This is a genomic window from Blastococcus sp. PRF04-17 (assembly GCF_023016265.1).
Lineage (GTDB): Bacteria > Actinomycetota > Actinomycetes > Mycobacteriales > Geodermatophilaceae > Blastococcus_B.
In genome coordinates this window covers 1,863,806-1,886,562 of the sequence record NZ_CP095412.1, presented here as the reverse complement: position 1 = coordinate 1,886,562, position 22,757 = coordinate 1,863,806, and the positions used below count along the sequence as shown (strand labels likewise).

General features: G+C 73.1%; 25 protein-coding genes. 18 read left to right on the top strand and 7 right to left on the bottom strand.

Annotated features, from left to right (window positions below; translation table 11 throughout):
* Positions 1-42: 42 nt before the first annotated feature.
* Positions 43-1,662, top strand: coding sequence for an ABC-F family ATP-binding cassette domain-containing protein (locus MVA48_RS09585; protein ID WP_246988217.1), 1,620 nt, complete (start codon positions 43-45; stop codon positions 1,660-1,662).
* Here MVA48_RS09585 and MVA48_RS09580 read toward each other — a convergent pair.
* Positions 1,659-2,912, bottom strand: coding sequence for an amino acid deaminase/aldolase (locus MVA48_RS09580; RefSeq protein WP_246988215.1), 1,254 nt, complete (start codon positions 2,910-2,912; stop codon positions 1,659-1,661). The genes MVA48_RS09585 and MVA48_RS09580 overlap by 4 nt on opposite strands.
* Positions 2,913-2,979: 67 nt before the next feature.
* On the opposite strand from MVA48_RS09580, the gene MVA48_RS09575 reads away from it, so the two are divergent.
* The gene (locus MVA48_RS09575) at positions 2,980-4,320 is read left to right on the top strand and encodes a D-arabinono-1,4-lactone oxidase (RefSeq protein WP_246988213.1); all 1,341 of its coding nucleotides are present in this window, start codon (positions 2,980-2,982) and stop codon (positions 4,318-4,320) included.
* Here MVA48_RS09575 and MVA48_RS09570 read toward each other — a convergent pair.
* Together MVA48_RS09570 and MVA48_RS09565 are read right to left on the bottom strand one after the other, a co-directional pair.
* Complete coding sequence (locus MVA48_RS09570; RefSeq protein WP_246988211.1) at positions 4,310-4,741, bottom strand: hypothetical protein; 432 nt, start codon at positions 4,739-4,741, stop codon at positions 4,310-4,312. The two genes, MVA48_RS09575 and MVA48_RS09570, sit on opposite strands and share 11 nt — an antisense overlap.
* Positions 4,738-5,490, bottom strand: coding sequence for an alcohol dehydrogenase catalytic domain-containing protein (locus MVA48_RS09565; protein ID WP_246988209.1), 753 nt, complete (start codon positions 5,488-5,490; stop codon positions 4,738-4,740). Before MVA48_RS09565 ends, MVA48_RS09570 begins: the two co-directional genes overlap by 4 nt.
* Before the next feature lie 289 nt (positions 5,491-5,779).
* Between MVA48_RS09565 and MVA48_RS09560 the strand changes: the two genes are divergently transcribed.
* The 7 genes from MVA48_RS09560 (at position 5,780) to serB (ending at position 13,963) form a co-directional block, all read left to right on the top strand.
* A complete protein-coding gene (locus MVA48_RS09560) occupies positions 5,780-7,324 on the top strand; it encodes a M23 family metallopeptidase (RefSeq protein WP_246988206.1) in 1,545 nt (514 codons plus the stop codon).
* A gap of 101 nt (positions 7,325-7,425) precedes the next feature.
* Positions 7,426-8,343, top strand: a complete 918-nt coding sequence (locus tag MVA48_RS09555; RefSeq protein ID WP_246988204.1) for a cation diffusion facilitator family transporter — start codon at positions 7,426-7,428, stop codon at positions 8,341-8,343.
* A gap of 96 nt (positions 8,344-8,439) precedes the next feature.
* On the top strand, positions 8,440-9,381 hold the full coding sequence (locus MVA48_RS09550; RefSeq protein ID WP_246988202.1) for a cytochrome c oxidase assembly protein: 942 nt from the start codon (positions 8,440-8,442) through the stop codon (positions 9,379-9,381).
* A 70-nt stretch (positions 9,382-9,451) separates the two neighbouring features.
* Positions 9,452-9,946, top strand: coding sequence for a metallophosphoesterase family protein (locus MVA48_RS09545; RefSeq protein WP_246988200.1), 495 nt, complete (start codon positions 9,452-9,454; stop codon positions 9,944-9,946).
* An 8-nt stretch (positions 9,947-9,954) separates the two neighbouring features.
* A complete protein-coding gene (locus MVA48_RS09540) occupies positions 9,955-10,797 on the top strand; it encodes a putative RNA methyltransferase (RefSeq protein WP_371821234.1) in 843 nt (280 codons plus the stop codon).
* 67 nt (positions 10,798-10,864) lie between these two features.
* A complete protein-coding gene (gene ctaD, locus MVA48_RS09535) occupies positions 10,865-12,592 on the top strand; it encodes an aa3-type cytochrome oxidase subunit I (RefSeq protein ID WP_246988197.1) in 1,728 nt (575 codons plus the stop codon).
* Positions 12,593-12,697: 105 nt separating this feature from the next.
* Positions 12,698-13,963: a phosphoserine phosphatase SerB gene (gene serB, locus MVA48_RS09530; protein WP_246988195.1), complete on the top strand. Its 1,266-nt coding sequence runs from the start codon at positions 12,698-12,700 to the stop codon at positions 13,961-13,963.
* A gap of 109 nt (positions 13,964-14,072) precedes the next feature.
* Here serB and MVA48_RS09525 read toward each other — a convergent pair whose 3' ends face one another.
* Both MVA48_RS09525 and MVA48_RS09520 read right to left on the bottom strand, forming a co-directional pair.
* Entirely contained in the window at positions 14,073-14,645 is a 573-nt protein-coding gene (locus MVA48_RS09525) for an isochorismatase family protein (RefSeq protein WP_246988193.1), read from the bottom strand.
* Positions 14,646-14,665: 20 nt separating this feature from the next.
* Positions 14,666-15,985, bottom strand: a complete 1,320-nt coding sequence (locus MVA48_RS09520) for a nicotinate phosphoribosyltransferase (protein WP_305852303.1) — start codon at positions 15,983-15,985, stop codon at positions 14,666-14,668.
* 59 nt (positions 15,986-16,044) lie between these two features.
* Here MVA48_RS09520 and clpS point away from each other — a divergent pair, with 59 nt between their 5' ends.
* Together clpS and MVA48_RS09510 are read left to right on the top strand one after the other, a co-directional pair.
* Positions 16,045-16,341, top strand: coding sequence for an ATP-dependent Clp protease adapter ClpS (clpS, locus tag MVA48_RS09515; RefSeq protein ID WP_246988190.1), 297 nt, complete (start codon positions 16,045-16,047; stop codon positions 16,339-16,341).
* A complete protein-coding gene (locus MVA48_RS09510; protein WP_246988188.1) occupies positions 16,338-16,838 on the top strand; it encodes a DUF2017 family protein in 501 nt (166 codons plus the stop codon). The genes clpS and MVA48_RS09510 overlap by 4 nt, the downstream gene beginning before the upstream one ends.
* On the opposite strand, the gene MVA48_RS09505 is transcribed toward MVA48_RS09510, so the two are convergent.
* Positions 16,735-17,130, bottom strand: a complete 396-nt coding sequence (locus MVA48_RS09505) for a hypothetical protein (protein ID WP_246988186.1) — start codon at positions 17,128-17,130, stop codon at positions 16,735-16,737. The genes MVA48_RS09510 and MVA48_RS09505 overlap by 104 nt on opposite strands.
* A gap of 65 nt (positions 17,131-17,195) precedes the next feature.
* On the opposite strand from MVA48_RS09505, the gene MVA48_RS09500 reads away from it, so the two are divergent.
* The 7 genes from MVA48_RS09500 (at position 17,196) to MVA48_RS09470 (ending at position 22,219) form a co-directional block, all read left to right on the top strand.
* Complete coding sequence (locus tag MVA48_RS09500; protein WP_246988184.1) at positions 17,196-17,669, top strand: Mov34/MPN/PAD-1 family protein; 474 nt, start codon at positions 17,196-17,198, stop codon at positions 17,667-17,669.
* Between the two features lie 120 nt (positions 17,670-17,789).
* Positions 17,790-18,065 carry a ubiquitin-like small modifier protein 1 gene (locus MVA48_RS09495; RefSeq protein ID WP_091383095.1) on the top strand — a complete coding sequence of 92 codons (276 nt, stop codon included), beginning with the start codon at positions 17,790-17,792 and terminating at the stop codon, positions 18,063-18,065.
* Positions 18,066-18,084: 19 nt separating this feature from the next.
* Positions 18,085-19,035, top strand: a complete 951-nt coding sequence (locus MVA48_RS09490; RefSeq protein WP_246988182.1) for a PLP-dependent cysteine synthase family protein — start codon at positions 18,085-18,087, stop codon at positions 19,033-19,035.
* A 77-nt stretch (positions 19,036-19,112) separates the two neighbouring features.
* A complete protein-coding gene (gene murI, locus MVA48_RS09485) occupies positions 19,113-19,943 on the top strand; it encodes a glutamate racemase (RefSeq protein WP_246988180.1) in 831 nt (276 codons plus the stop codon).
* Positions 19,940-20,680, top strand: a complete 741-nt coding sequence (locus MVA48_RS09480; protein ID WP_246988178.1) for an MBL fold metallo-hydrolase — start codon at positions 19,940-19,942, stop codon at positions 20,678-20,680. The genes murI and MVA48_RS09480 overlap by 4 nt, the downstream gene beginning before the upstream one ends.
* Positions 20,681-20,888: 208 nt before the next feature.
* A complete protein-coding gene (ligD, locus tag MVA48_RS09475) occupies positions 20,889-21,650 on the top strand; it encodes a non-homologous end-joining DNA ligase LigD (RefSeq protein WP_246988176.1) in 762 nt (253 codons plus the stop codon).
* Positions 21,651-21,733: 83 nt separating this feature from the next.
* Complete coding sequence (locus tag MVA48_RS09470; RefSeq protein WP_246988174.1) at positions 21,734-22,219, top strand: DUF4262 domain-containing protein; 486 nt, start codon at positions 21,734-21,736, stop codon at positions 22,217-22,219.
* 6 nt (positions 22,220-22,225) lie between these two features.
* Here the strand turns inward: MVA48_RS09470 and bcp are convergent, their stop codons facing one another.
* Positions 22,226-22,714: a thioredoxin-dependent thiol peroxidase gene (gene bcp, locus MVA48_RS09465; protein ID WP_246988172.1), complete on the bottom strand. Its 489-nt coding sequence runs from the start codon at positions 22,712-22,714 to the stop codon at positions 22,226-22,228.
* Positions 22,715-22,757 lie beyond the last annotated feature (43 nt).

Genomic DNA, 22,757 nt, shown 5'->3' with positions numbered 1-22,757 from the left:
GAGCCGCCGAAATCGGATTGCCGCGACCGGGAGGATGTCCCGGTGGGGTACGTCGACGTCAGCGCTGTCCGGCACACGCTCCCGGACGGCCGGGTGCTGCTCGCCGACGTGTCCTTCCGCGTCGGTGACGGCTTCCGGGCGGCGGTCGTCGGCGAGAACGGCGCGGGCAAGACGACGCTCCTGCGGATCATCGCGGGCGACCTCGTCCCCGAGGCCGGCACGGTCGCCCGCACCGGCGGGCTCGGCGTCATGCGGCAGTTCGTCGGGGCCGTGCGCGACGACACGACGGTGCAGCGGTTCCTCGTCGATCTGTCACCGCCCGCCGTCCGCGAGGCGTGGGAGGCGGTCGACGCCGCCGAGCTCGCCCTCATGGAGATCGACGACGAGCGGGGGCAGATGGCCTACGCGCACGCGCTCGCGCGGTGGGGCGACGTGGGCGGGTACGAGGCCGAGGTCACGTGGGACACGGTCACCGTCGCCGCGCTGGGCGTGCCCTACGACCGGTGCAAGTACCGGGAGCTGTCGACCCTCAGCGGAGGGGAGCAGAAGCGGCTGGCGCTGGAGGCGCTGCTCCGCGGGCCCGACCAGGTGCTGCTCCTCGACGAGCCGGACAACTACCTCGACGTGCCCGGCAAGCGCTGGCTCGAGCAGCGGCTGCTGGAGACCCGCAAGACGGTGCTGTTCGTCAGCCACGACCGGGAGCTGCTGGCCCGCGTCGCCGACCGCGTGGTCACCGTCGAGGGCGGGACGGCGTGGGTGCACGGCGGCGGGTTCGCGACGTACGCCGAGGCGCGCACCGCCCGGCACGACCGGATGGCCGAGCTGCGCCGGCGCTGGGACGAGGAGCACGAGCGGCTGGTCGAGCTGGTCCGCACACTGCAGCAGCAGGCGGCGAACTCAGCGGACATGGCCTCCCGCTACCGCGCCATGCAGACCCGGCTGACGAAGTTCGAGGCCGAGGGCCCACCGCCCGACCGCCCGCCCGAGCAGAAGGTGGCGATGCGGCTGCGCGGCGGGCGCACCGGTGTGCGCGCGGTGACGGCCGAGCAACTGGAGCTCTCGGGGCTGATGCAGCCGTTCGACCTCGAGGTCTGGTACGGCGATCGCGTCGGCGTGCTCGGCGCGAACGGCGCGGGCAAGTCGCACTTCCTGCGGTTGCTGGCGGGGGAGCAGGTGGCGCACGCCGGCGACTGGCGGCTCGGCGCCCGCGTCGTCCCCGGGTTCTTCGCGCAGACCCACGCCCATCCCGAGTGGCAGGACCGCACGCCGGTCGACCTGCTGTGGCACGGCGAGCCCGGCCGGCCGGGGGTGGACCGCGGACGGGCCATGGCGGCGCTGCGCCGGTACGGGCTGACCGACCAGGCCGATCAGCCCTTCCGGACGCTGTCGGGTGGGCAGCAGGCACGGTTCCAGATCCTGCTGCTCGAGCTGTCCGGCGCGACGCTGCTCCTGCTCGACGAGCCGACCGACAACCTCGACGTGCTGTCGGCCGAGGCACTGGAGGAGGCGCTGGCGGCGTTCGACGGCACCGTGCTGGCGGTGACCCACGACCGCTGGTTCGCCCGCTCCTTCGACCGGTTCCTGGTGTTCGGGGCCGATGGCCGGGTCTACGAGTCGGCCGAGCCGGTGTTCGACGAGACCCGGGTGGCCCGCGCGCGCTAGCCGAAGGCGCGGCCCTCGCCGCGGTAGGTGGGCAGCACCTCGGCCACGGCTTCGCCGGCGATGCCGTGCAGGACGTCGACGTGCTCGCAGATCTCACCGGCCTTGGCGTGGCGGAACCAGACGCGGTCCCCGATCCGCAGGCCGGCCGCCCCGGGACCGCGCAGGGGTGTCTGGACCTCGCCGGCGCCCTCGGCCGGGAGCCACCGCAACCCCGTCGGGTACGTGGCCACCGGCAGCCGGTCGGGGCCGGGCGCTCCCGAGGCGATCCAGCCGCCCCCGGCGACGGTGACGGTGCCCCGGGCGGGCAGCCGGGTCACGGGGACGGCGAAGAACGTGGCCGGGCGGGGCGTGAACGCGCGGTACCCGTCGAACAGCGCCGGTCCGTAGAGGCCCGAGCCGGCCGCGATCTCGGTCACCGCGTCCTCGGCGGCGGTGCGCTCCACGCTGCCCGTTCCGCCTCCGTTGACGAACTCCAGCGGGGCCACCGACGACACGGCCGACACGATGGCTTGGCGGCGGCCGGCGAGCTCCCGGCCCGAGACCGCCTGCATGCGCCGGACCGCGGCCCCCCGCAGCCGACGGCCCGGTGGCTGGTCCTGCACGCCGGCGATCTGCGCCTCGTAGGCCATCAGACCGACGAGGGCGAAGCCGCGCCGCCCGGCCACGGCGCGCGCCAGCGCGGTCGCGTCGTCCACCGAGTGCACCGGCGAACGGCGCACCCCGAGGTGCACGCGTCCGCCGGCCGCGCGCAGGGACGCATCGACGTCGAGGGCCACCCGCAGCGCGGGCCGCGCCGACGGTGGGACGACGGCGTCGACGAGGTCCAGCTGGTCGACCGAGTCGACCATCAGCGTCACCCTGGACGCGGCCGCCGCGTCCCCGGCCAGCCGGCGCAGCGCCGACCGGTCGACCGTCGGATAGCCCAGGACGACGTCGGTGGCGACCGGGTCCGCGCCGCCGCTGAGCCACAGCGCCTCGGCCAGCGAGTAGGCGAGCACGCCGGCGAAGCCGGGCCGGCCGAGGACCCGCCGCAGCACCGCCCGGTTCCGCACCGACTTGCTGGCCACCCGCAGGGGCTTGCCGCCGGCGCGGCGGACGAGGTCGTCGGCGTTGGCGTCGAGTGCGTCGAGGTCGAGGACCGCCAGCGGGGGTCGAGGTGCGCGGTCGCGGCGTCGAGGCGGGCCCGCTGCGAGTCGGGATGGGACGCGCTCATCGCTGCGGAGCGTGCCGGGCGGGAGGGGTGCGGTCAAGCGAGCGGACCGTTGACCTGCGCAGTCGCCGCCCTGCAGAGTTCCACCACCGACGAGGGAGGCATGGGTGACGCACGCTCCGGCTCCGTCGGCGAGCCGCAGGCGCTGGCGCAACTGGGCCGGCAACCAGCGGGCGGAGGCCGACGTCGTCCACCCGCGCTCGGCCGGTGAGGTCGCCGCCGTCCTCGCCGCGGCCACGGGTGCGGAGCGGCGGGTCCGGCCGGTCGGGAGCGGTCACTCCTTCAGCGCGGTTGCGGTGCCCGAGGACGTCCAGCTGGTGTGCGACGGCCTGGTCGGGGTCGGCGAGGTGGACGGCGAGGGCCGGGTGACCGTCGGTGCGGGAACCCCGCTGCACCGGCTGAACGCCGAGCTCGTCCGGCAGGGGTGGTCCCTGATCAACCTCGGCGACATCGACCGGCAGACCGTCGCCGGAGCGCTGTCCACCGGCACCCACGGCACCGGTGCCCGGTTCGGCGGCCTGGCGACGCAGGTTCGGGCGTTGCAGCTGGTGACGCCGTCGGGCGAGGTGCTCGCCTGCGACCCGGACCGGAACCCGGACGTCTTCAGCGCCGCCCGGGTCGGGCTCGGCGCGCTGGGCGTGGTCACCGCGGTCACCCTGCAGGCGGTGCCCGCGTTCGCGCTGCGCGCGGTGGAGGGCCCCGGCACGCTGACCGCCGCGATCGAGGGGTTCGACGAGCTGATGACCTCGACCGACCACGTCGAGTTCTACTGGTTCCCCCACACCGACGCGACGCTGCTGAAGTGCAACACCCGGGTGTCGCTGGAGGAGGGGCTGGCGCCGCTGCCCCGGTGGCGGGCGGTCTGGGACGACGAGATCCTCGCCAACGCGGCCTTCGCGGGCGTCGTGGCGGCGGGCCGCCGGGTGCCGGCGCTCGTGCCGCCGCTCGCGCGGATGTCGGCCAAGGCGCTGGGCGCACGGTCGTGGACCGACCATGCGCACCGCGTGTTCGTCAGCCGGCGCCGTGTCCGGTTCCAGGAGATGGAGTACGCGGTGCCCCGTGCCGACGCCCCCGCGGTGCTGGCCGAACTGCGCCGGGTGCACGAGGCCAGTGACTGGCGAGCGGCCTTCCCGGTCGAGGTGCGGCTGGCCGCTGCCGACGACATCCCGCTCTCGACCGCGTCGGGTCGGGACACGGCCTACGTGGCGGCGCACGTTCCTGCGGGCACCGCACCCGGCCCGTGGTTCGACGCCCTGGAGTCGATCGCCGGTTCGGTGGGTGGGCGCCCGCACTGGGGCAAGCTGCACGGGCTGGACGCGGCCACGCTGGCGGGGCGCTATCCGCGGTTCGCCGAGTTCGTCGCGCTCCGCGACCGCCTGGACCCGGCCGGCACGCTGTCGAACGCGTACCTGGACCGGGTCCTGGGGGTGCCGGCGGTCAGGGCGTGAGCAGGACCTTGACCGTGCCTTCCTTCTTCTCCCGGAAGTTCATGTAGGCCTGCGGGGCCTCCTCGAGCGGCACGTGGTGGGTCGCGAAGTCGTCGACGCCGAACGGGTCGCCCTCGGTCAGCAGCGGCAGGATGTCGGGCACCCAGCGCCACACGTTGGCCTGACCCATGCGCAGCTGGATCTGCTTGTCGAACATGCGCATGAGGGGGAGCGGGTCGGTCGCGCCGCCGTAGACGCCCGAGAGCGAGATGGTGCCGCCGCGGCGGACCGCCTCGATGGCGGTGTTCAGGGCCGCCAGACGGTCGACGCCGGCTACCTGCATGACCTTCTCCATGATCGCGTCGGGGACGACCGCCGTCGCCTTCTGGGCGAAGCTGGCGAGGGGCGAGCCGTGCGCCTCCATGCCGACGGCGTCGATCACGGCGTCCGGCCCGCGCCCGTCGGTGGCGTCACGGACGGCGCGGACGACGTCTGCCTGCTTGGTGGAGTCGATGACCTCGACCCCCGCGCCCGTGCCCGTGCGTTCCGCTCGGGGACGACGTCGGCGGCGAGCACCTGGGTCGCGCCGAGGTGCTGGGCCAGCCTCGTGCACATGTCGCCGATGGGGCCGAGCCCGAGGACGAGGACGCTCTTCGCCTGCGGGACCCCGGCGTACTGCACCGCCTGCCAGGCCGTGGGCAGCACGTCGGAGAGGTAGACGAAGCGGTCGTCGGGCAGTCCCTCCGGCACCTTGATCGGCAGCGTGTTGCCGAAGGGCACCCGCAGGTACTCGGCCTGGCCGCCGGGCACCTGGCCGTAGAGCTTGGTGTAGCCGAACAGGGACGCGCCGAAGCCCTGGTCGCGGTTCTGCGTGGTCTCGCACTGCGACTGCAGACCCTGGGAGCACATCCAGCAGGTGCCGCAGGAGATGTTGAACGGGATGACGACGCGGTCACCCGGCCGCACGTTCGTGACCTCGGATCCGACCTCGCGGACGATGCCCATCGGCTCGTGGCCCATGACGTCGCCGACGCTCATGAACGGCGCCATCACCTCGATCAGGTGCAGGTCCGACCCGCAGATCCCGCTCGAGGTCACTTCGATGATGACGTCGGTCGGCTCGTGGATGACGGGGTCGGGAACGGTGTCGACGCGGACGTCCGCTCGCCCGTGCCAGGTCACTGCGCGCATTCGGAGAACTCCCTCTATCGGACCGGGATTCGGCCCCTGCACAAGGGCTTCTGCCCTGTCGTGACCTGAATCGCGCCACTTTCAACGAGATGCGGCGCGCCCTTGACGCAGCGTGATGGACGTTCTACGGAGAGCAGAAATACATGGTTGAAGGTTTGTGAACCAGCCCACAGAAGAGGGCCGCTATTCCCTGGATCTCACATCACGAAACGGTCACGACATGTTTACATGGGCCCCGCTCCTCTCCCCGGGGGCCGCTGTGTCTTGTCCGCCAACGGAAGTCAGGTGCATGAGTTCGCTCCACCAGGACCACCTTCTCGCCGAGGGACGCGAGCCCGTCAAGGGAACCGGTTCGGCCCTCACCAGCGCCCGTGGCAGCTCGCGGAAGCCGGCCGAGAAGAAGGTCCCGAACGAGGTCCCGACGCCGCGCCGGGGGAAGGCGCAGAGCGAGGGTCCCGCGTCCACGACCACCGGCGGGCCCGTACCCGCCGCTCGTAGCCGGCGGGTCGCCGGCGTCAAGGCCGCTGCCGCAGCCGGCACGCTGGCCGCTCGCGCGAAGGCCGCCGGCACGGCGACCACGAAGGCTGCCTCGGCGAGGGCCGCCACGGCGGGCGCCGCGACGGCGAAGGCCGTCAGCGCCAAGGCGGGGGGTGCCGCCAAGGCCGCCGCCGCGAAGGTGGCGGCCCGCGCCGCGACCGCCCGTCCCACCGGACCGACCGAGCCCGCGACGACGAAGCCGACCGCAGCGAGGACCGCAACGGCCAAGACCGCGACGGCCAAGACCGCGACGGCCAAGACCGCGACGGCCAAGACCGCGACGGCCAAGACGACGACGAAGCCGACCGCAGCGAGGACCGCGACGGCCAAGACCGCGACGGCCAAGACGACGACGGCCAAGACGACGACGGCCAAGACGGCGACGGCCAAGACGGCGACGGCCAAGACGACGACGTCGCCGGAGTCCACGACGACCGCCGTCCGGCCGACGCCCTACAAGCGTTCCGCCGAGGCTCGTCCTGCCGAGGCCGCGGTCGTCCCGGCGCCCGCGCCGGTCATCGAGGTGGAACAGGCGACCGAGGTCGTCGCGACGGTCGCCGAGGGCCGCCGGGCGAGGTTCCTCCGCCGTCCGCCGCAGATCCGCAAGCGTCCCTCGCTCTACCTCGCCGCCGCGCTCGTCGGCGCGTTGAGCGTCAGCGGCTTCGCCTCGGGTGACCCCGCCGCCCAGGCCACGTCCACGGTCAGCCACTCGGTCAGCGTCGCCCAGGAGCTGGGCATCGAGGCAGCTCCGAGCGAGCAGATCACCGCCCTCGACGCCACTCGCCGGCTGAGCGTGCTCGCCGCCAGCCGCGACGTCCGTGACGCCGAGCAGGCCGCAGCCGCCCACGTCCAGGCCGAGGCCGACAAGGCCGCCGCCGCGGCCGCCGCCGAGGCCGCCCGCCCCAAGGCCGTCCTGCCGGTGCAGGGCGCGCGGCTCACGAGCGGGTTCGGTCCGCGGTGGGGCACGCTCCACGGCGGCATCGACCTGGCCGCGCCCATGCACACCCCCGAGTACGCGGCCATGGACGGCGTGGTGCTCGAGGCCGGCCCCGCCAGCGGCTTCGGCCTGGCCGTGTACATCCAGCACGCCAACGGGGACGTCACGGTCTACGGCCACATGGACCAGATCCTCGTCGAGCCCGGTCAGGTCGTGAAGGCCGGCGAGACGATCGCGCTGCTGGGCAACCGCGGCCAGTCCACCGGGCCGCACCTGCACTTCGAGGTGCACATCGGCGGCATCGACGGGCAGAAGGTCGACCCCATCCCGTACCTCCGGGAGCGCGGCGTCCCCATCTGACCCGACGCGCCGACGACGACGCCCCCCGCCCGACCCGGGCGGGGGGCGTCGCTGCGTGGGGCACACTTCGGGGTCGGGTCCAGCGCAGGGGAGGGCGGTCGATGGGGCACGGCCACAGCCACGCGCCGGCCGCCGGTGCCGGTGGTCGGCGACGACGGCTGCTCGTCGTCCTAGTGATGACCCTCGCCGTCCTCGCGGCCGAGGTCGTGGGCGCGATGGTGTCCGGCTCCCTGGCGCTGCTCGCCGACGCCGGGCACATGGCCACCGATGCCGTCGGCATCGCGCTCGCCCTCGGCGCCGTCACGCTCGCCCAGCGGGCACCCCGCGGACGCCGGACCTTCGGCTGGCAGCGGCTGGAGATCCTCGCCGCGGTGGCCAACGGGGTGCTCCTGCTCGCCGTCGCCGGCTACGTGCTCGTGGAGGCCGTCCGGCGGATCGGGCACCCGCCGGAGATCGGGTCGGGGCTGATGCTCGCCATCGCCCTGGTCGGCCTCGCGGTGAACCTGGTCTCCCTCGGGGTCCTGCACGGTGACCAGAGCGGCTCGCTGAACATGCGGGGGGCATACCTCGAGGTCCTCGCCGACGCGCTGGGTTCGGTGGCGGTGATCGTGGCGGCCGTCGTCATCATGACGACCGGCTGGACGCCGGCCGACATCGTCGCCTCCGTCGCGATCGGCGGCCTCGTCCTGCCGCGCGCCTGGCACCTGCTCCGGGAGGCGCTCGACGTGCTGCTGGAGGCCGCGCCCCGGGGCGTGGACCTCGACTCCGTCCGGCGCCACATCCTCGGGGTGGACGGCGTCATCGGCGTGCACGACCTGCACGCGTGGACCATCACGTCCGGGGCCCCCGTCCTCTCCGCCCACGTCGTGGTCACCGACGAGGCGCTGGCCGCCGGCCACGGCGGACGGGTGCTCGACGCGCTGTGCGAATGCCTCGGCGAGCACTTCGACATGGCGCACTGCACGTTCCAGCTCGAGGCCGGGACGCACGCCGACCACGAGGCGCCGGTCCACGAGTAGGCCCCGTCCCGGGTCCCGGCCCGAGCTCGCGAGGGTTGGGGAGGACGGGGTCCTTTCTGGGAGAGTGTGTTCGTGGACCATGGACACCATTCGGGCATGTGGGTGCCCGACGAGCCACCCACCTGGGGGCGGATGTTCCTGCCGCACCTCGACCCGTGGTCGGTGGTCCCCGTGCTCGGCGTCCTCGCCCTGGCCGCCTACCTGGTGGGGGTCCTCGCCCTGGGCCGCTCGGGGGTGCGCTGGCCGTGGTGGCGGACCCTCGCCTGGATCGCGGGCTGCCTGTCGCTGTTCGCCGTCACCGGCACCTGGCTGAACGGCTACAGCATGGTGCTGTTCAGCGTGCACATGACCCAGCACATGGTCCTGTCGCTCATCACGCCGCTGCTGCTGCTCCTCGCGGCCCCGGTGACGCTGGCCCTGCGCGCGCTGCCCCGGGGCCGGGGCACGGCTGGAGCGCCGCGGGCGCTCCTGCTGGGCGCGCTGCACAGCCCGTTCGCGCGGTTCGTGGCGCACCCGCTGTTCACCGTGCCGCTGTTCATCGCGAGCCTGTACGGCGTCTACTTCACGCCGCTGTTCGACGCCCTGATGGGCAACCCCATCGGGCACCAGTTGATGCTGGCCCACTTCGTGGTGACCGGGCTCCTCTTCTTCGGGCCGATCGTCGCCCAGGATCCGTGGCCCCGGACCCTCACGCACCCGGGCCGGATGCTCGAGCTCTTCCTGCCGGTGCCCTTCCACGCCTTCTTCGGCGTGGCGATCATGCTGGCCGGCTCGCTGGTCGTGGACACGTTCGCGCAGCCGCCGTCCGGGTGGGGCATCGACCCGCTGCGGGACCAGGGCGTCGCGGGCGGCATCGTCTGGGCGTTCGGCGAGCTGCCCACCGTGCTGGTGCTGGCCGTCGTCTTCTTCTCCTGGGCGTCGTCCGACGACCGCCGCGCCCGCGCCCTGGACCGGGCCGCCGAGCGCAGCGGCGACGCCGAGCGCGAGGCCTACAACGCCCGGCTCAAGGCCCTGGCCGACCAGAACGGGGTGCGCTGACGTCCAGCGCCAGCCAGCGCTGCTCGTGCGCTCGTCGGCCTGCGAGCATCGGGTCGTGCCACTTTCCCTGGTGTTGACCGCCGACACGCACGTCCCCAAGCGGGCGCGCGACCTACCTGACGGCCTCTGGGCCGCGATCGACGCCGCCGACGTCGTCGTGCACGCCGGTGACTGGGTCGACGTCGCCCTGCTGGACCGGTTCGAGGAACGCGCCAGGCGGCTGGTCGCCGTGTACGGCAACAACGACCACGGGCCGTTCCACCGGCGGCTGCCGGAGGTCGCCCGCGCCGAGATCGAGGGCATCCGCCTCGCCGTCGTCCACGAGACCGGGGACGCCAAGGGGCGCGAGCAGCGCTGCGCGAGCCGCTTCCCCGACACCGACGTCCTGGTCTTCGGCCACAGCCACATCCCCTGGGACACGACGGCGCCGAACGGGCTGCGGCTGATCAACCCCGGTTCACCGACCGATCGGCGCCGCCAGCCCCACGGCACCTACGTCACAGCCGTCGCGGACAGCGGCGCGCTGCGCGACGTCGTATTCCACGCCGTCCCGCCCCGACGGTGAGACCTCCCCTGGAGCCGCGGGCGGTGGCGCTGCTGTCCTGCCCGGTGCGCGCCGCCCCGCTGGCCGCCACCGACGACGGGTCGGCCCTGCGCTGCCCGGAGGGGCACCTGTTCGACCGTGCCCGGCAGGGCCACGTGACGCTCCTGCCGCCCGGTCATCGACCGCCGTCGGGCGACGACGCGGAGATGGTCGCCGACCGGGTCGCCTTCCTCGAGGCCGGGCACTACGCCGGCGTCACGCGGGTCCTCGCCGACGCGGTCGCGGCCGGACCCCGGGTGCGGACGGTGCTGGATCTCGGCGGTGGCACGGGTCACCACCTGGCCGGTGTCCTGGAGCGGCTGCCGGCGGCGGTGGGCGTCGTCCTCGACTCCTCGCGGTACGCCGCACGCCGCGCCGCTCGCGCGCATCCCCGGGCAGTAGCGGTCGTCGCCGACACGTGGGCCCGGCTGCCGCTCGCCGACGCCGTGGTCGATCGCGCCCTCGTCGTCTTCGCGCCGCGCAACGGGCCCGAGACCGCCCGCGTGCTGCGGCCGGAGGGCCGGCTCGTGGTCGTGACGCCCGAGCCGGACCACCTCGGCGAGCTGGTCGCTCCGCTCGGCCTGCTGCGGGTCGATCCCGAGAAGGCCGCCCGGCTCGCGGCGTCGCTCGAACCGCACCTGGTGCCGCTCGCGACGACCGTCCACCGCGAGGAACTGCTCCTGGACCGGCGCGCGGTCGCCACCCTCGTCGGGATGGGGCCGCACGCCCGGCACCTCGCCCAGGACGAGCTCGCGCGGTCGCTGGCCGGCCGTCCGGAGCCGGTCCGGGTCACGATCTCCGTCCAGGTGGCCAGCTACCGACCCGCCGGGTGAGGGGGCCGAGGTGCCGGTTGAGGACCGTCTAAGCTCCGGAACCGTGACGATTGCACCGGCGCCCATCGTGAGTCGGCCGAGCCCGGTCCATGTGGCCGCCAAGGGCTCGCGGCTGTCCAACCTCCTGCGGACCACCGACCACAAGACCATCGGCCTGATGTACCTGGTCACCTCGTTCGCGTACTTCCTCGCCGGTGGCCTCATGGCGATGCTGATGCGCGGCGAGCTGGGACAGACGGGGCTGCAGTTCCTCTCGCCGGAGCAGTACAACCAGCTGGTCACCATGCACGGCACGGTGATGCTGCTGATGTTCGCGACGCCGCTGTTCTTCGCGTTCTCCAACCTGATCATGCCGCTGCAGATCGGCTCGCCCGACGTGGCGTTCCCGCGGATGAACGCGCTGTCGTTCTGGTTGTTCTTCTTCGGCAGCCTGATCGCCGTCGGTGGCTTCCTGACGCCGGGGGGCGCCGCCGACTTCGGCTGGTACGCCTACGCGCCGCTGTCCAACGGCGTCCACTCGCCGGGCGCCGGCGCCAACCTGTGGTTCGCCGGCCTGGCCGTCAGCGGCCTGGGCACGATCCTCGGCGCGGTCAACTTCATCACCACGATCGTCTGCCTGCGGGCACCCGGCATGACCCTGTTCCGGATGCCGATCTTCACCTGGAACACGCTGATCACCAGCGTCCTGGTGCTCTTCGCCTTCCCGATCCTGACCGCCGCGATCTTCGGCATGCTGGCCGACCGCCACCTCGGAGCGCTCATCTACTCCGACGAGAACGGCGGCCCGATGCTGTGGCAGCACCTGTTCTGGTTCTTCGGGCACCCCGAGGTCTACATCATCGCGCTGCCGTTCTTCGGCATCATCACCGAGGTCATCCCGGTCTTCAGCCGCAAGCCGCTGTTCGGCTACAAGGGCATGGTCTTCGCGACGATCGCCATCGGCGCGCTCTCCCTGGCCGTGTGGGCGCACCACATGTACGCCACCGGCGCCGTCCTACTGCCGTTCTTCGCCTTCCTGACCTACCTGATCGCCGTTCCCACGGGCATCAAGTTCTTCAACTGGATCGGCACCATGTGGCGGGGCGCGCTGACCTTCGAGACGCCGATGCTGTGGTCGGTCGGCTTCATGGTCACCTTCCTGCTGGGCGGCCTGACCGGCGTCCTGCTGGCCAGCCCGCCGCTGGACTTCCACCTCAACGACAGCTACTTCGTCGTCGCTCACTTCCACTACGTCGTCTTCGGCACCGTGGTGTTCGCCGCCTACGCCGGCATCTACTTCTGGTTCCCGAAGATGTGCGGCCGGATGATGGACGAGCGGCTGGGCAAGCTGCACTTCTGGCTGACGTTCATCGGCTTCCACGGCACGTTCCTGATCCAGCACTGGCTGGGCAACGAGGGCATGCCCCGCCGCTACGTGGACTACCTCCCGACGGACGCGTTCACGACGATGCACGCCATCTCCACGGTCTTCTCGTTCGTGCTGGGGGCGGCCACCATCCCGTTCCTGTACAACGTCGCGAAGTCCTGGAAGTACGGGCGTCTGGCGCTGCGCGACGACCCCTGGGGTCACGGCAACTCGCTGGAGTGGGCGACCGCGTCCCCGCCGCCGCGGCACAACTTCGTCGAGATCCCGAAGATCCGCTCCGAGCGGCCGGCGTTCGAGGCGCACTACCCGCACCTGCTCCAGCGCCTGCAGGACGAGGCGCACTCGGGCAAGCGGCACGCGCCCTACGCCAGCGAGCTCGTCGGCGGCACCGGGCCGCGGCAGGGCCCGAACGACCCCGACCCGACGTAGCAGCAGGATCGACGGTCCGATCGGACCGTCGAACCGGAGAGGCCCAGAACCCTGGTGGTTCTGGGCCTCTGCGGTTCAGCGCTGCCGGTGCGGGAGGATGACCGGGTGCCGCTCGATCCGACGCCCCGCGCTGCTGCCGTACCGCCCCTGCTGACGGCCCAGGCGGTGCTCACGGTGTCGGGCGACGACCGGCCCGGCGTCACCGCCCGGCTGTTCTCCGCGCTCGCCGCCACCGACGGGGGCGCCCCCGCGGTCGAGGTGCTCGACGTGGAGCAGGTGGTCGTCCACGGGCACCTGGTGCTCGGCGTCGTGGTCGCGGCGCTGGCCACGGACGCCGTACCGGCGGCGGACGGCGAGGCGCTGCTGGCCCACCTGGGCAAGGTCGCCGCGGAGGTCGCCGCCGACACCGGGCTTGAGGTGACCGTCGAGTCGGCGTCGGTGGGGGAGCCGCTCCCGGAGCCGGTGAACCGGCCGCACCACGTCATCGTGCTGGGGCGCCCGGTGCCGCCCGACGCGGTGGCCGGTGCCGCGCGGGCGATCGCCGGCATCGGCGGCAACATCGACGCCATCCGGCGGTTGTCGGACTACCCGGTCACCAGCATCGAGCTGACCGTGGTCGGCGCGGAGGCCACTGCGCTGCGCACCGCGCTGGCGTCGGTCGCGGCCGAGACGGGTGCCGACATCGCGGTCGAGCAGGCCGGTCTGGCGCGGCGCAGCAAGCGGCTGATCGTGCTGGACGTCGACTCGACGCTGGTCCGTGGCGAGGTCATCGACGAGCTCGCCGCGAAGGCTGGCCGGGAGGCCGAGGTCGCCCGGATCACGGCGGCCGCCATGAACGGCGAGCTGGACTTCGCCGAGTCGCTGCGCGCGCGGGTCGGCGTCCTGGCCGGGCTGCCGGTCGAGGTGCTCGACGAGGTGCGCGAGGCGCTGGAGCTGACCCCCGGGGCGCGGACGCTGATCCGGACCCTCCAGCGGCTCGGCTTCCGCTGCGGCATCGTCAGCGGCGGCTTCACCCAGATCACCGATCCACTGGCGCGGACCCTCGGCCTGGACTTCGCCGCCGCGAACACCCTCGAGGTCGTCGACGGCAAGCTCACCGGCGGCCTGGTGGGGGAGATCGTCGACCGCCCCGGCAAGGCTCGTGCCCTGGCCCGGTTCGCCGCCGAGTACGGCATCCCGCTCGAGCAGACGGTCGCCGTGGGTGACGGCGCCAACGACCTGGACATGCTCAACGCCGCCGGCCTCGGCATCGCCTTCAACGCCAAGCCGTTCGTGCGGGCGCAGGCGCACACGGCGCTCAACCAGCCGTACCTCGACGCCGTGCTGCAGGTGCTCGGGTTCACCCGCGACGAGGTCCTCGACGCGGTGTGACCGACCGCCCCGCGACGATCAGGTCACCTGATCGTCGCGTGTCCTCCCTCGGCGTCGGCGGTGAGGGAGGACGCTGCGCCGTGAGGGAGGAGGGGGCGGACGGGGGCCGTCAGCCCCGGTGGACCTCGCCTTCGAGCGCGACGCCGGCCGTCCTCAGCTCCTCGATCGCCGCCTCCGTCGTGCCGTCGGTGACCCCCGCGGTCAGGTGCAGCAGCACGCGGGTGCGGAAACCGTGACCGACGGCGTCCAGCGCGGTCGCCCGCACGCAGTGGTCGGTGGCGATGCCCACCAGGTCGACGGCGTCCACGCCCCGCGCGCGCAGCCAGTCGGCCAGCGGGACCCCGTCGGCGGCACCCTCGAAGCCGGAGTAGGCCGCGGCGTACTCCCCCTTGTCGAAGATCGCCTCGAGGGCCTCGCGGTCGAGCGCCGGGTGCAGCTCCACCCCGTCGGTGCCGACGACGCAGTGCGCCGGCCATGTGTCCAGGAAGTCGGGGTGCTCGGCGAAGTGCCGGCCCGGGTCGATGTGGTGGTCCCGCGTGGCCACCACGTGCGCGTAGTCGCCGGCGGTCTCCCGGATGTGCCCGCTGATCGCGGCGGCCACCGCGGCACCCCCGCCCACCGCCAGGCTGCCGCCCTCGCAGAAGTCGTTCTGCACGTCGATCACGACCAGTGCGCGACTCATCCCGCCACCTCCCGCTGTCCTCAGGCCTCCACCGTCTCCAACGCGGGCTCCCCGCGGGAGAGTGCCCAGGCCTCCGGCGGCAGCGCCCGGCGCGCCCGCTCGTGGTGGGCACGCGCCGCCGCCAGTGCCTCCGCCGGGCTCTGCGGCGTGCGGATCTCCCCGGCCTCGACCAAGGGGACGACGAGGTCCCGGTCGCCGTCGCGCGGCTCGATCGGCCGGCTCGTGACCACCTCCGCCGTCGCTGTCCCGGTCTCGTCGTGCCGGCGGACGGCGTTCTTCCGGCCACCCACCGACCGCTTGCCCTCGGACTTCTTGGCCACCGGCACGCCGTCGCGCTCGACGAGCTTGTAGACCATGCCGACCGTGGGCGCCCCCGAGCCGGTCACCAGCGACGTGCCGACGCCGTAGCGGTCGACGGGCGCGGCCATCAGCCCGGAGATGGCGTACTCGTCGAGATCGCTGGTCACCACGATGCGGGTCCTCGTCGCGCCCAGGGAGTCCAGCAGTTCGCGCGCGTGCGCGGCCAGTGTCGGCAGGTCGCCGGAGTCCAGCCGGATGCCGCCGAGTTCCGGGCCGGCCACCTCCACCGCCGTCCGGATGCCCTCGTCGACGTCGTAGGTGTCGACCAGCAGCGTCGTCCCCGGACCGAGGGTCGCCACCTGCGCCTCGAACGCCGCCCGCTCCGAGTCGTGCAGCAGCGTGAACGCGTGCGCGCTGGTGCCACTGGTGGGGACGCCGTAGCGGCGGCCCGCCTCGAGGTTCGACGTCGTCCCGAACCCGACCAGAGAGGCGGCGCGCGCCGCAGCGACCGCTGCCTCCTCGTGCGTCCGCCGCGAGCCCATCTCGATGCACGGCCGCTCGCAGGCCGCCGCGACCATGCGGGCCGCCGCGGAGGCGATGGCGCTGTCGTGGTTGAGCACCGACAGCGCGAGGGTCTCCAGCAGCACGCCCTGCGCGAAGGACGCACGGACGGTCAGCACCGGCGAGCCGGGGAAGTACAGGTCGCCCTCGGCGTAGCCGTCGATGTCGCCGGTGAACCGGAAGTCGGCCAGCCAGTCGAGCAGCCGCTGGTCGGTGATGCCCTGCTCGCGGAGGGCGGCGATCTCGTCGTCCCCGAAGCGGAAGTGGGGCAGGGCCTCCAGCAGCCGGCCGGTGCCGGCGAGGACGCCGTAGCGGCGGCCGTGGGGGAGGCGCCGGGCGAAGACCTCGAAGACGCAGTCGCGATCGGCCGTGCCGTCGGCGAGCGCGGCGGCGACCATCGTCAGCTCGTACCGGTCGGTGAAGAGCGCGGGGGACGGAGGAGGCGTCAGCCCGGTGTCCAGACCGATAGACGGAGCCATGATCGGAAAGCGTAGGCGGGCACCGGGACGAGGGCAGATCGGCGTCCTAAGGTGGAGACGTGGCCGGACCTCTTGCTCCGACATGGACGCCGGAGACCACGGACGAGGAACGGGGCGACCTCGACCGCCCGTGGGTGACCGTCGTCTGGAACGACCCCGTCAACCTCATGAACTACGTCACCTTCGTGCTCCAGGAGCTCTTCGGCTACGACGAGCCCACCGCCACCAAGCTCATGCTGCAGGTGCACCACGAGGGCAAGGCGATCGTGAGTTCCGGTCCACGGGAGCGCATGGAGCACGACACGAGCCGGCTGCACGCCTACGGGCTGTGGGCCAGCTACCAGCGGGACTCGTGAGGCCCTTCACGGCCGTCCGTGGCGGCGACCTCGTCGCCCGGCTGGACCCGGCCGAGGCCGGGGTCGTGGGGTTGCTGCTCGACCAACTGGAGCAGTTGCTCGACGCGGACGCCGACGACGTCGGCGGCGACCCCGTGATGGCCAGGCTCCTGCCGGTGGGCCACCGCGGTGACCCCGAGCTCGCCGCCGACTACCGCGAGCTGACGGAGGCCTCGCTGCGCAGCGGCAAGGCCGACGACCTGGCGACGGTGCGCGCGTCCCTGCCCTCGGGCGGAGGAGAGGTCCGCCTCGACCGGGACCAGGCGGCGGCGTGGCTGCGCACCACGAACGACCTGCGCCTGGCGATGGGCACCCGGCTGGAGATCACCGAGGACACCGAGCCGCCGGACGAGGTCACCGGTGAGGAGGACCAGCAGCTGGCCGTCTACTACTGGCTGACCGCCCTGCAGGGGTCGCTCGTCGACGCACTGGTCGCCGGTCGCGGCGGCCGAAGCTGACCACGATCAGCAGCGCGAGCAGCACGTCGAGGCCGAACAGCACGTAGACCATGCCGTGCAGCTCGACGTCCTGGATCGCCGCGCCGATGGTCGAGACCAGGACGACGGCCGACAGCGCGAACACCAGGAGGAGGACCAGCCCGCGCAACGCGACGATCAGGATGTGCGACGCGCGGTCCGCCGGTTCGTCGGGGCTGTAACCGGGCTGCTTGAACAGCCCGCGGCTGCCCATGGCCAGCGCCGGCAGCGGCAGCAGCACCACCCCGGCAGCCACGAGCAGCGTCACCAGCACGGCACCGACGCTATCGGTTGGGCCTCCCCGGTCGGACGTCGCCTCCGCCCGCCTAGACTTGCCGCGTGCTGCGCATCGACCGCGCGACCTACGACGCCATCGTGGCCCACGCCCGGGAGGACCACCCGGACGAGGCCTGTGGCGTCGTCGCCGGCCCGGAGGGCAGCGATCGGCCCGAGCGGTTCATCCCGATGCTGAACGCCGCGCGATCGCCGACGTTCTACGAGTTCGACTCGGCCGACCTGCTCAAGCTGTACCGGGACATGGACGACCGCGACGAGGAGCCGGTCGTCATCTACCACTCGCACACGGCCACCGAGGCCTATCCGTCGCGCACCGACATCTCCTACGCCTCGGAGCCGAACGCCCACTACGTCCTGGTGTCGACCCGCTCCCACGGGAACGAGACCGGCCTGGCCGGCGACGACGTCGAGTTCCGCAGCTTCCGGATCGTGGACGGCGAGGTGAGCGAGGAGGACGTCGAGGTCGTCGAGTCCTACCTCTTCGGCCACAGCCCCACGACGGTCGTCTACGACTGACGCCCCTCGCCGCTCGCCGTCGGAATCCCGGGCGGCCGGGCGGTGTTCCAGCACTCAAGCGTCGGACGACGCGCGCCGATGCATGCTCTCGACACCCCTTCACGAGGAGAACCGCACGCCATGGCCATCGAGGTCCGGATCCCGACCATCCTGCGCACCCACACCGGAGGCAACAAGACCGTCGAGGGCAGCGGGGACACCCTGGCCGCGCTCGTCGACGACCTCGACGCCAAGCACCCCGGGCTGAAGAACCGCCTCGTCACCGAGGAGGGCAAGCTGCATCGCTTCGTCAACGTCTACGTCAACGACGAGGACGTGCGTTTCACCGGTGCGCTCGACACCCAGGTCAAGGACGGCGACTCGGTGACGATCCTGCCGGCCGTCGCCGGCGGCTGAGAATTTCCGGAGAACCCTGATGGCCCGCTTCGCCAACCTCGTCGAGTCCCTCGGCGGCACGCCCCTCGTCGGCCTGCCGTCGCTGTCGCCGACCCCCGACGTGCGGCTGTGGGCCAAGCTCGAGGACCACAACCCGACCGGGTCGATCAAGGACCGCGCCGCGATCAAGATGATCGAGGCCGCCGAGAAGGACGGGCTGCTCACGCCCGGGTCGACGATCCTCGAGCCGACCAGCGGCAACACCGGCATCTCGCTGGCGATGGTGGCCCGCCAGCGCGGCTACCAGCTGATCTGCGTCATGCCCGAGAACACCTCGATCGAGCGGCGCCAGCTGCTCGAGATGTACGGCGCGCGGGTGATCTTCTCGCCCGCGGCGGGCGGCTCGAACCAGGCGGTCGCGGTCGCCAAGGGCCTGGCGGCCGAGCACGAGGACTGGGTGATGCTGTACCAGTACGGCAACCCGGCCAACGCCCAGGCGCACTACGAGGGCACGGGACCGGAGATCCTCGCGGACCTGCCCTCGATCACCCACTTCGTCGCCGGCCTGGGGACGACGGGCACGCTGATGGGCGTCTCCCGCTACCTGCGCGAGCACAAGCCCGGCGTCCAGGTGATCGCGGCCGAGCCGCGGTACGGCGAGCTCGTCTACGGGCTGCGCAACATCGACGAGGGGTTCATCCCCGAGCTGTACGACCCGGAGCTGCTGGACTCCCGGTTCTCCGTCGGCCCCGACGACGCGCTGCACCGCACCCGCCAGCTGGTCGAGCGCGAGGGCATCTTCGCCGGCATCTCGACCGGCGCGATCCTGCACGCGGCGCTCGGGATCGCCGACAAGGAGGTCGCGGCCGGCCGGCGGGCCGACATCTGCTTCATCGTCTGCGACGGCGGCTGGAAGTACCTCTCCACCGGCGCCTACGGCGGCACCCTGGAGGAGGGCGCGGCCGCCCTCGAGGGCCAGCTCTGGGCCTAGATAAAGGACCCTCTGCCCCCCACCGCTCGCACGCTCGCGGCGGGACCCTGCAGAGGGCCGCTAGCCTCACCTGCGATATGACGAGCAGCGGGGGGCGCGGAGCAGACGCGCCGATCGGCATCTTCGACTCCGGCGTCGGTGGCCTCACCGTCGCCCGAGCCGTGCTCGACCAGTTGCCGCGCGAGGCGATCCGCTACATCGGCGACACCGCGAACGGCCCGTACGGCCCGCTCCCGATCGCCGAGGTCCGCCGGCACTCCCTCGCCGTGATGGACGACCTGGTCGCCGGCGGCGTCAAGATGCTCGTCGTCGCGTGCAACTCGGCCAGCGCCGCCTCGCTGCGCGACGCGCGGGAACGCTACGACGTCCCCGTGGTCGAGGTCGTGCTCCCCGCCGTCCGCCGGGCCACCTCCGCCACGCGCAACGGCAGGGTGGGTGTCATCGGCACGCAGGCCACCATCACCAGCGGCGCCTACGAGGACGCCTTCGCCGCCGCTCCGCAGATCAGGGTCACCAGCGCGGCCTGCCCGAGCTTCGTCGACTTCGTGGAGCGCGGGGTGACCAGCGGGCGGCAGCTGCTGGGCCTCGCGCAGTCCTACCTCGATCCGCTGCTGGCGGCCGGTGTCGACACCGTCGTCCTCGGGTGCACCCACTACCCGCTGCTCACCGGCGTGATCTCGCTGGTCATGGGCGAGGACGTGACGCTCGTGTCGAGCGCCGAGGAGACCGCCAAGGACGTCTACCGCGTCCTCACCCGTGCCGAGCTGCTGCGCGACGAGGACGCACCGCCGCCCGAGCACCGCTTCCTGGCCACCGGCGACCCCGAGCCGTTCGCCCGGCTCGGCCGGCGCTTCCTCGGCCCGGAGGTGGGGTCGGTGCTCCGCGCCGAGACGGCGGGTGCCGCGTGAGGCTGACCGTCGTCGGGTGCTCCGGCAGCGCGCCGGGGCCGGCGTCGGCCGCCTCGTGCTACCTCGTCGAGCAGGACGGCTTCCGGCTGGTGCTCGACCTCGGCAGCGGGGCGTTCGGCCCCCTGCAGTCGGTCGCCGACCCGGCCGGCATCGACGCGGTGTTCCTCTCCCACCTGCACGCCGACCACTGTCTCGACGTCGCGCCGTTCGTCGTCTGGCATCGCTACTCCGGCCGGTCGTCGGGCACGCACGTCCCGCTCTACGCGCCGGTCGCGGCCGAGCGGCGGCTGTCGCTGGCCTACTCCGACGACGGCGACGGCATCACCGACGTCTTCGACTTCGTGCCGGTGGGCCCCGGCTCGTTCACCCTTGGCCCGTTCGAGGTGACGCTGGCCCGCACCGCGCATCCGATCGAGTGCTACGCCATCCGGCTCGCCGCCGGGGGGCGGTCGCTGGTCTACACGGGTGACACCGGCCCGTGCGAGGGCGTGGTCGAGCTCGCCCGGGGCGCCGACGTGCTGCTGGCCGAGGCGGCCCACCCGCCGGGCCCGGGCCTGCCCGACGGCCTGCACCTCACCGGCCGCGAGGCCGGCGAGCACGCGGCAGCCGCCGGCGTCGGCCGGCTGCTGCTCACCCACATCCCCGCGTGGGTGGACGAGATCGCGCAGCTCGCCGACGCCAGCGCCGTGTTCCCGGAGACCGAGCTGGTCCACAGCGGCGCCACCTACGAAATATGAGGACGGCGATGTCGTCGAAGGGGAAGGCGGCGGAGGAGGAGCGCGACGGCGTCCGGCTGACCAGCCTCGACTCGCCGCTGGGCGACGGCCTCGGGGTGACCAAGCGCGACCTCGTCGACTACCTGGACCGGGTCGCCGACCGCATCGTGCCGCTGCTGGCGGCCGGCCGCTGTCGATCAAGCGGGTGCGTCCGGGGTCCGATCCGTTCATGCAGCGCAACGTGTCGAAAGGTGCCCCGGACTGGGTGCGCACCGTGCCGGTGTGGTCGGAGGGTTCGCACCGGGAGATCCAGCAGGTGCTCTGCGACGACCGGCGGACCCTGCTGTGGCTGGCCAACCAGCGGGCCGTCGAGTTCCACGTCCCCTTCTTCCACGTCGGGGACGCCGAGCCCACCGGTCTGGTGCTCGACCTGGACCCGCCGGAGGGTGCGGACTTCGCGATGGTCGTCCGGGCCGCCCGGCTGGTGCGCCGGGCCCTGGCGGACTCGGGCCTCGTGGGCGCGGTGAAGACCAGCGGCTCCAAAGGGGTGCACGTCGTGGCGCCCGTGACCGGCTCGCCGTTCGAGGACGTCGCCGCCGCGACGCGGGCCCTGGCCGCCCGCACCGAGCTGCTCGACCCGGAGCTCGCCACGACGGCCTACATCAGGGAGGACCGCCACGGCCGGGTCTTCGTCGACTCCACCCGCTCGGGCCAGGCCACCATCGTGGCCGCCTACAGCCCGCGGATCCGGCCGGGGCTGCCGGTGTCGGCCCCGATCGGCTGGGACCACCTGGACGAGGTCGGCCCGGCCGATTTCACCGTCACCGCCGCCCGCTTCGTGACCGAGTGGGCGGACGAGCTGCCGGAGCCCCAGGTCCTCCCTGCCGAACTCGTCGCGCAGGGACACACCATCCCGATCGCCCGGGTGGCGGCGATGCACGAGGGGAAGCGGCGCAAGCGGGCTGGGGAGAAGGACGCCGGCGGCAGCTGACCGCCGTCCCCAGGCCGGTCGCCCGTCCACAGACCGATGCCGGGTCGGCCGTTGTGTCGGTGCCCGGGCGCACGCTGCTGCGCATGACGCAGGACCCGCAGACGACAGCCTGGCTCGACCAGGAGGACGCCCACCTCGCCCGCCTCATCCGCACGCATCGCTTCGCGGTGCAGTACGTCGACGCCGGGGACGAGCCGGGGGAACCTGCGTTCGGTTACACCATCGGCCTGTTCGGTCTCGGGCATCCCGAGTGCGTCGTCGTCGGGGTGGGGCATGACAGCGCCCACGGGATCCTCGGCAGGGTGGCCGCGGACGTCACCGGTGGCCGCAACCTCCTGCCCGGCGAGCTGCTGGCCTGGCCGGAGTGGGAGGGGCGACTCGTCGTCGAGGAGGTGCCCAACCCCGGCGAGATCCTCCTCGGCGCGAATCGGTTCTACGGCCGCCCGCCGGAGTACTCGGTCCCGGCCTACCAGCTGACGTGGTGCCATGCCGACGGCACGTTCCCGTGGGACGAGGACTACCCGTGCGGGCCGGAGTGCCAGCCGCGGCCCGGGACGTGGCGGGCCTGATCGGGGTCAGTCGAGGCCGAGGTCCCGACGCAGCTTCGCCACGTGGCCGGTCGCCTTGACGTTGTAGGCGGCCTTCTCGATCCGGCCCTCGGCGTCGACCACGAAGGTCGACCGGATGACGCCGACGACTTCCTTGCCATAGAGCTTCTTGGGCCCGAACGCGCCGTAGGCCTGCAGGACCTGCTTGTCCGGGTCGGAGACCAGTGTGATGCCGAGGCCCTCCTGCTCGCGGAACCGCTGCAGCTTCTCGGGCTCGTCGGGGGAGATGCCGATGATGTCGAGCCCGGCCTCGGCGAGGTCGCCCGCGGCCGCGGTGAAGTCGACCGCCTGCGTCGTGCAGCCGGGCGTGAGGGCGGCCGGGTAGCAGTACACGATCACCCGGCGGCCGCGGTAGGACGACAGCGACACCGGCGTGCCGTCGGCGTCGGGCAGCGTGAAGTCCGGCGCCGGGTCGCCGGGGGACAGGCGGACGGGTGCGACCTCGGCGGAGCTCATGTCCGGCATCCTGCCGTGTGCCCCCGACGCGGGGGCAGGGGGG

Bases quoted from the DNA above. Each gene is read 5' to 3' on its own strand.
- bcp (WP_246988172.1), bottom strand. From the start codon at position 22,714: ATGAGCTCCGCCGAGGTCGCACCCGTCCGCCTGTCCCCCGGCGACCCG.
- MVA48_RS09520 (WP_305852303.1), bottom strand. From the start codon at position 15,985: ATGGCTCCGTCTATCGGTCTGGACACCGGGCTGACGCCTCCTCCGTCC.
- MVA48_RS09495 (WP_091383095.1), top strand. From the start codon at position 17,790: ATGGCCATCGAGGTCCGGATCCCGACCATCCTGCGCACCCACACCGGA.
- MVA48_RS09525 (WP_246988193.1), bottom strand. From the start codon at position 14,645: ATGAGTCGCGCACTGGTCGTGATCGACGTGCAGAACGACTTCTGCGAG.
- MVA48_RS09565 (WP_246988209.1), bottom strand. From the start codon at position 5,490: ATGCGCGCAGTGACCTGGCACGGGCGAGCGGACGTCCGCGTCGACACC.
- MVA48_RS09555 (WP_246988204.1), top strand. From the start codon at position 7,426: ATGGGGCACGGCCACAGCCACGCGCCGGCCGCCGGTGCCGGTGGTCGG.
- murI (WP_246988180.1), top strand. From the start codon at position 19,113: ATGACGAGCAGCGGGGGGCGCGGAGCAGACGCGCCGATCGGCATCTTC.
- MVA48_RS09470 (WP_246988174.1), top strand. From the start codon at position 21,734: ATGACGCAGGACCCGCAGACGACAGCCTGGCTCGACCAGGAGGACGCC.
- MVA48_RS09560 (WP_246988206.1), top strand. From the start codon at position 5,780: ATGAGTTCGCTCCACCAGGACCACCTTCTCGCCGAGGGACGCGAGCCC.
- MVA48_RS09490 (WP_246988182.1), top strand. From the start codon at position 18,085: ATGGCCCGCTTCGCCAACCTCGTCGAGTCCCTCGGCGGCACGCCCCTC.
- ligD (WP_246988176.1), top strand. From the start codon at position 20,889: ATGCAGCGCAACGTGTCGAAAGGTGCCCCGGACTGGGTGCGCACCGTG.
- MVA48_RS09550 (WP_246988202.1), top strand. From the start codon at position 8,440: ATGTGGGTGCCCGACGAGCCACCCACCTGGGGGCGGATGTTCCTGCCG.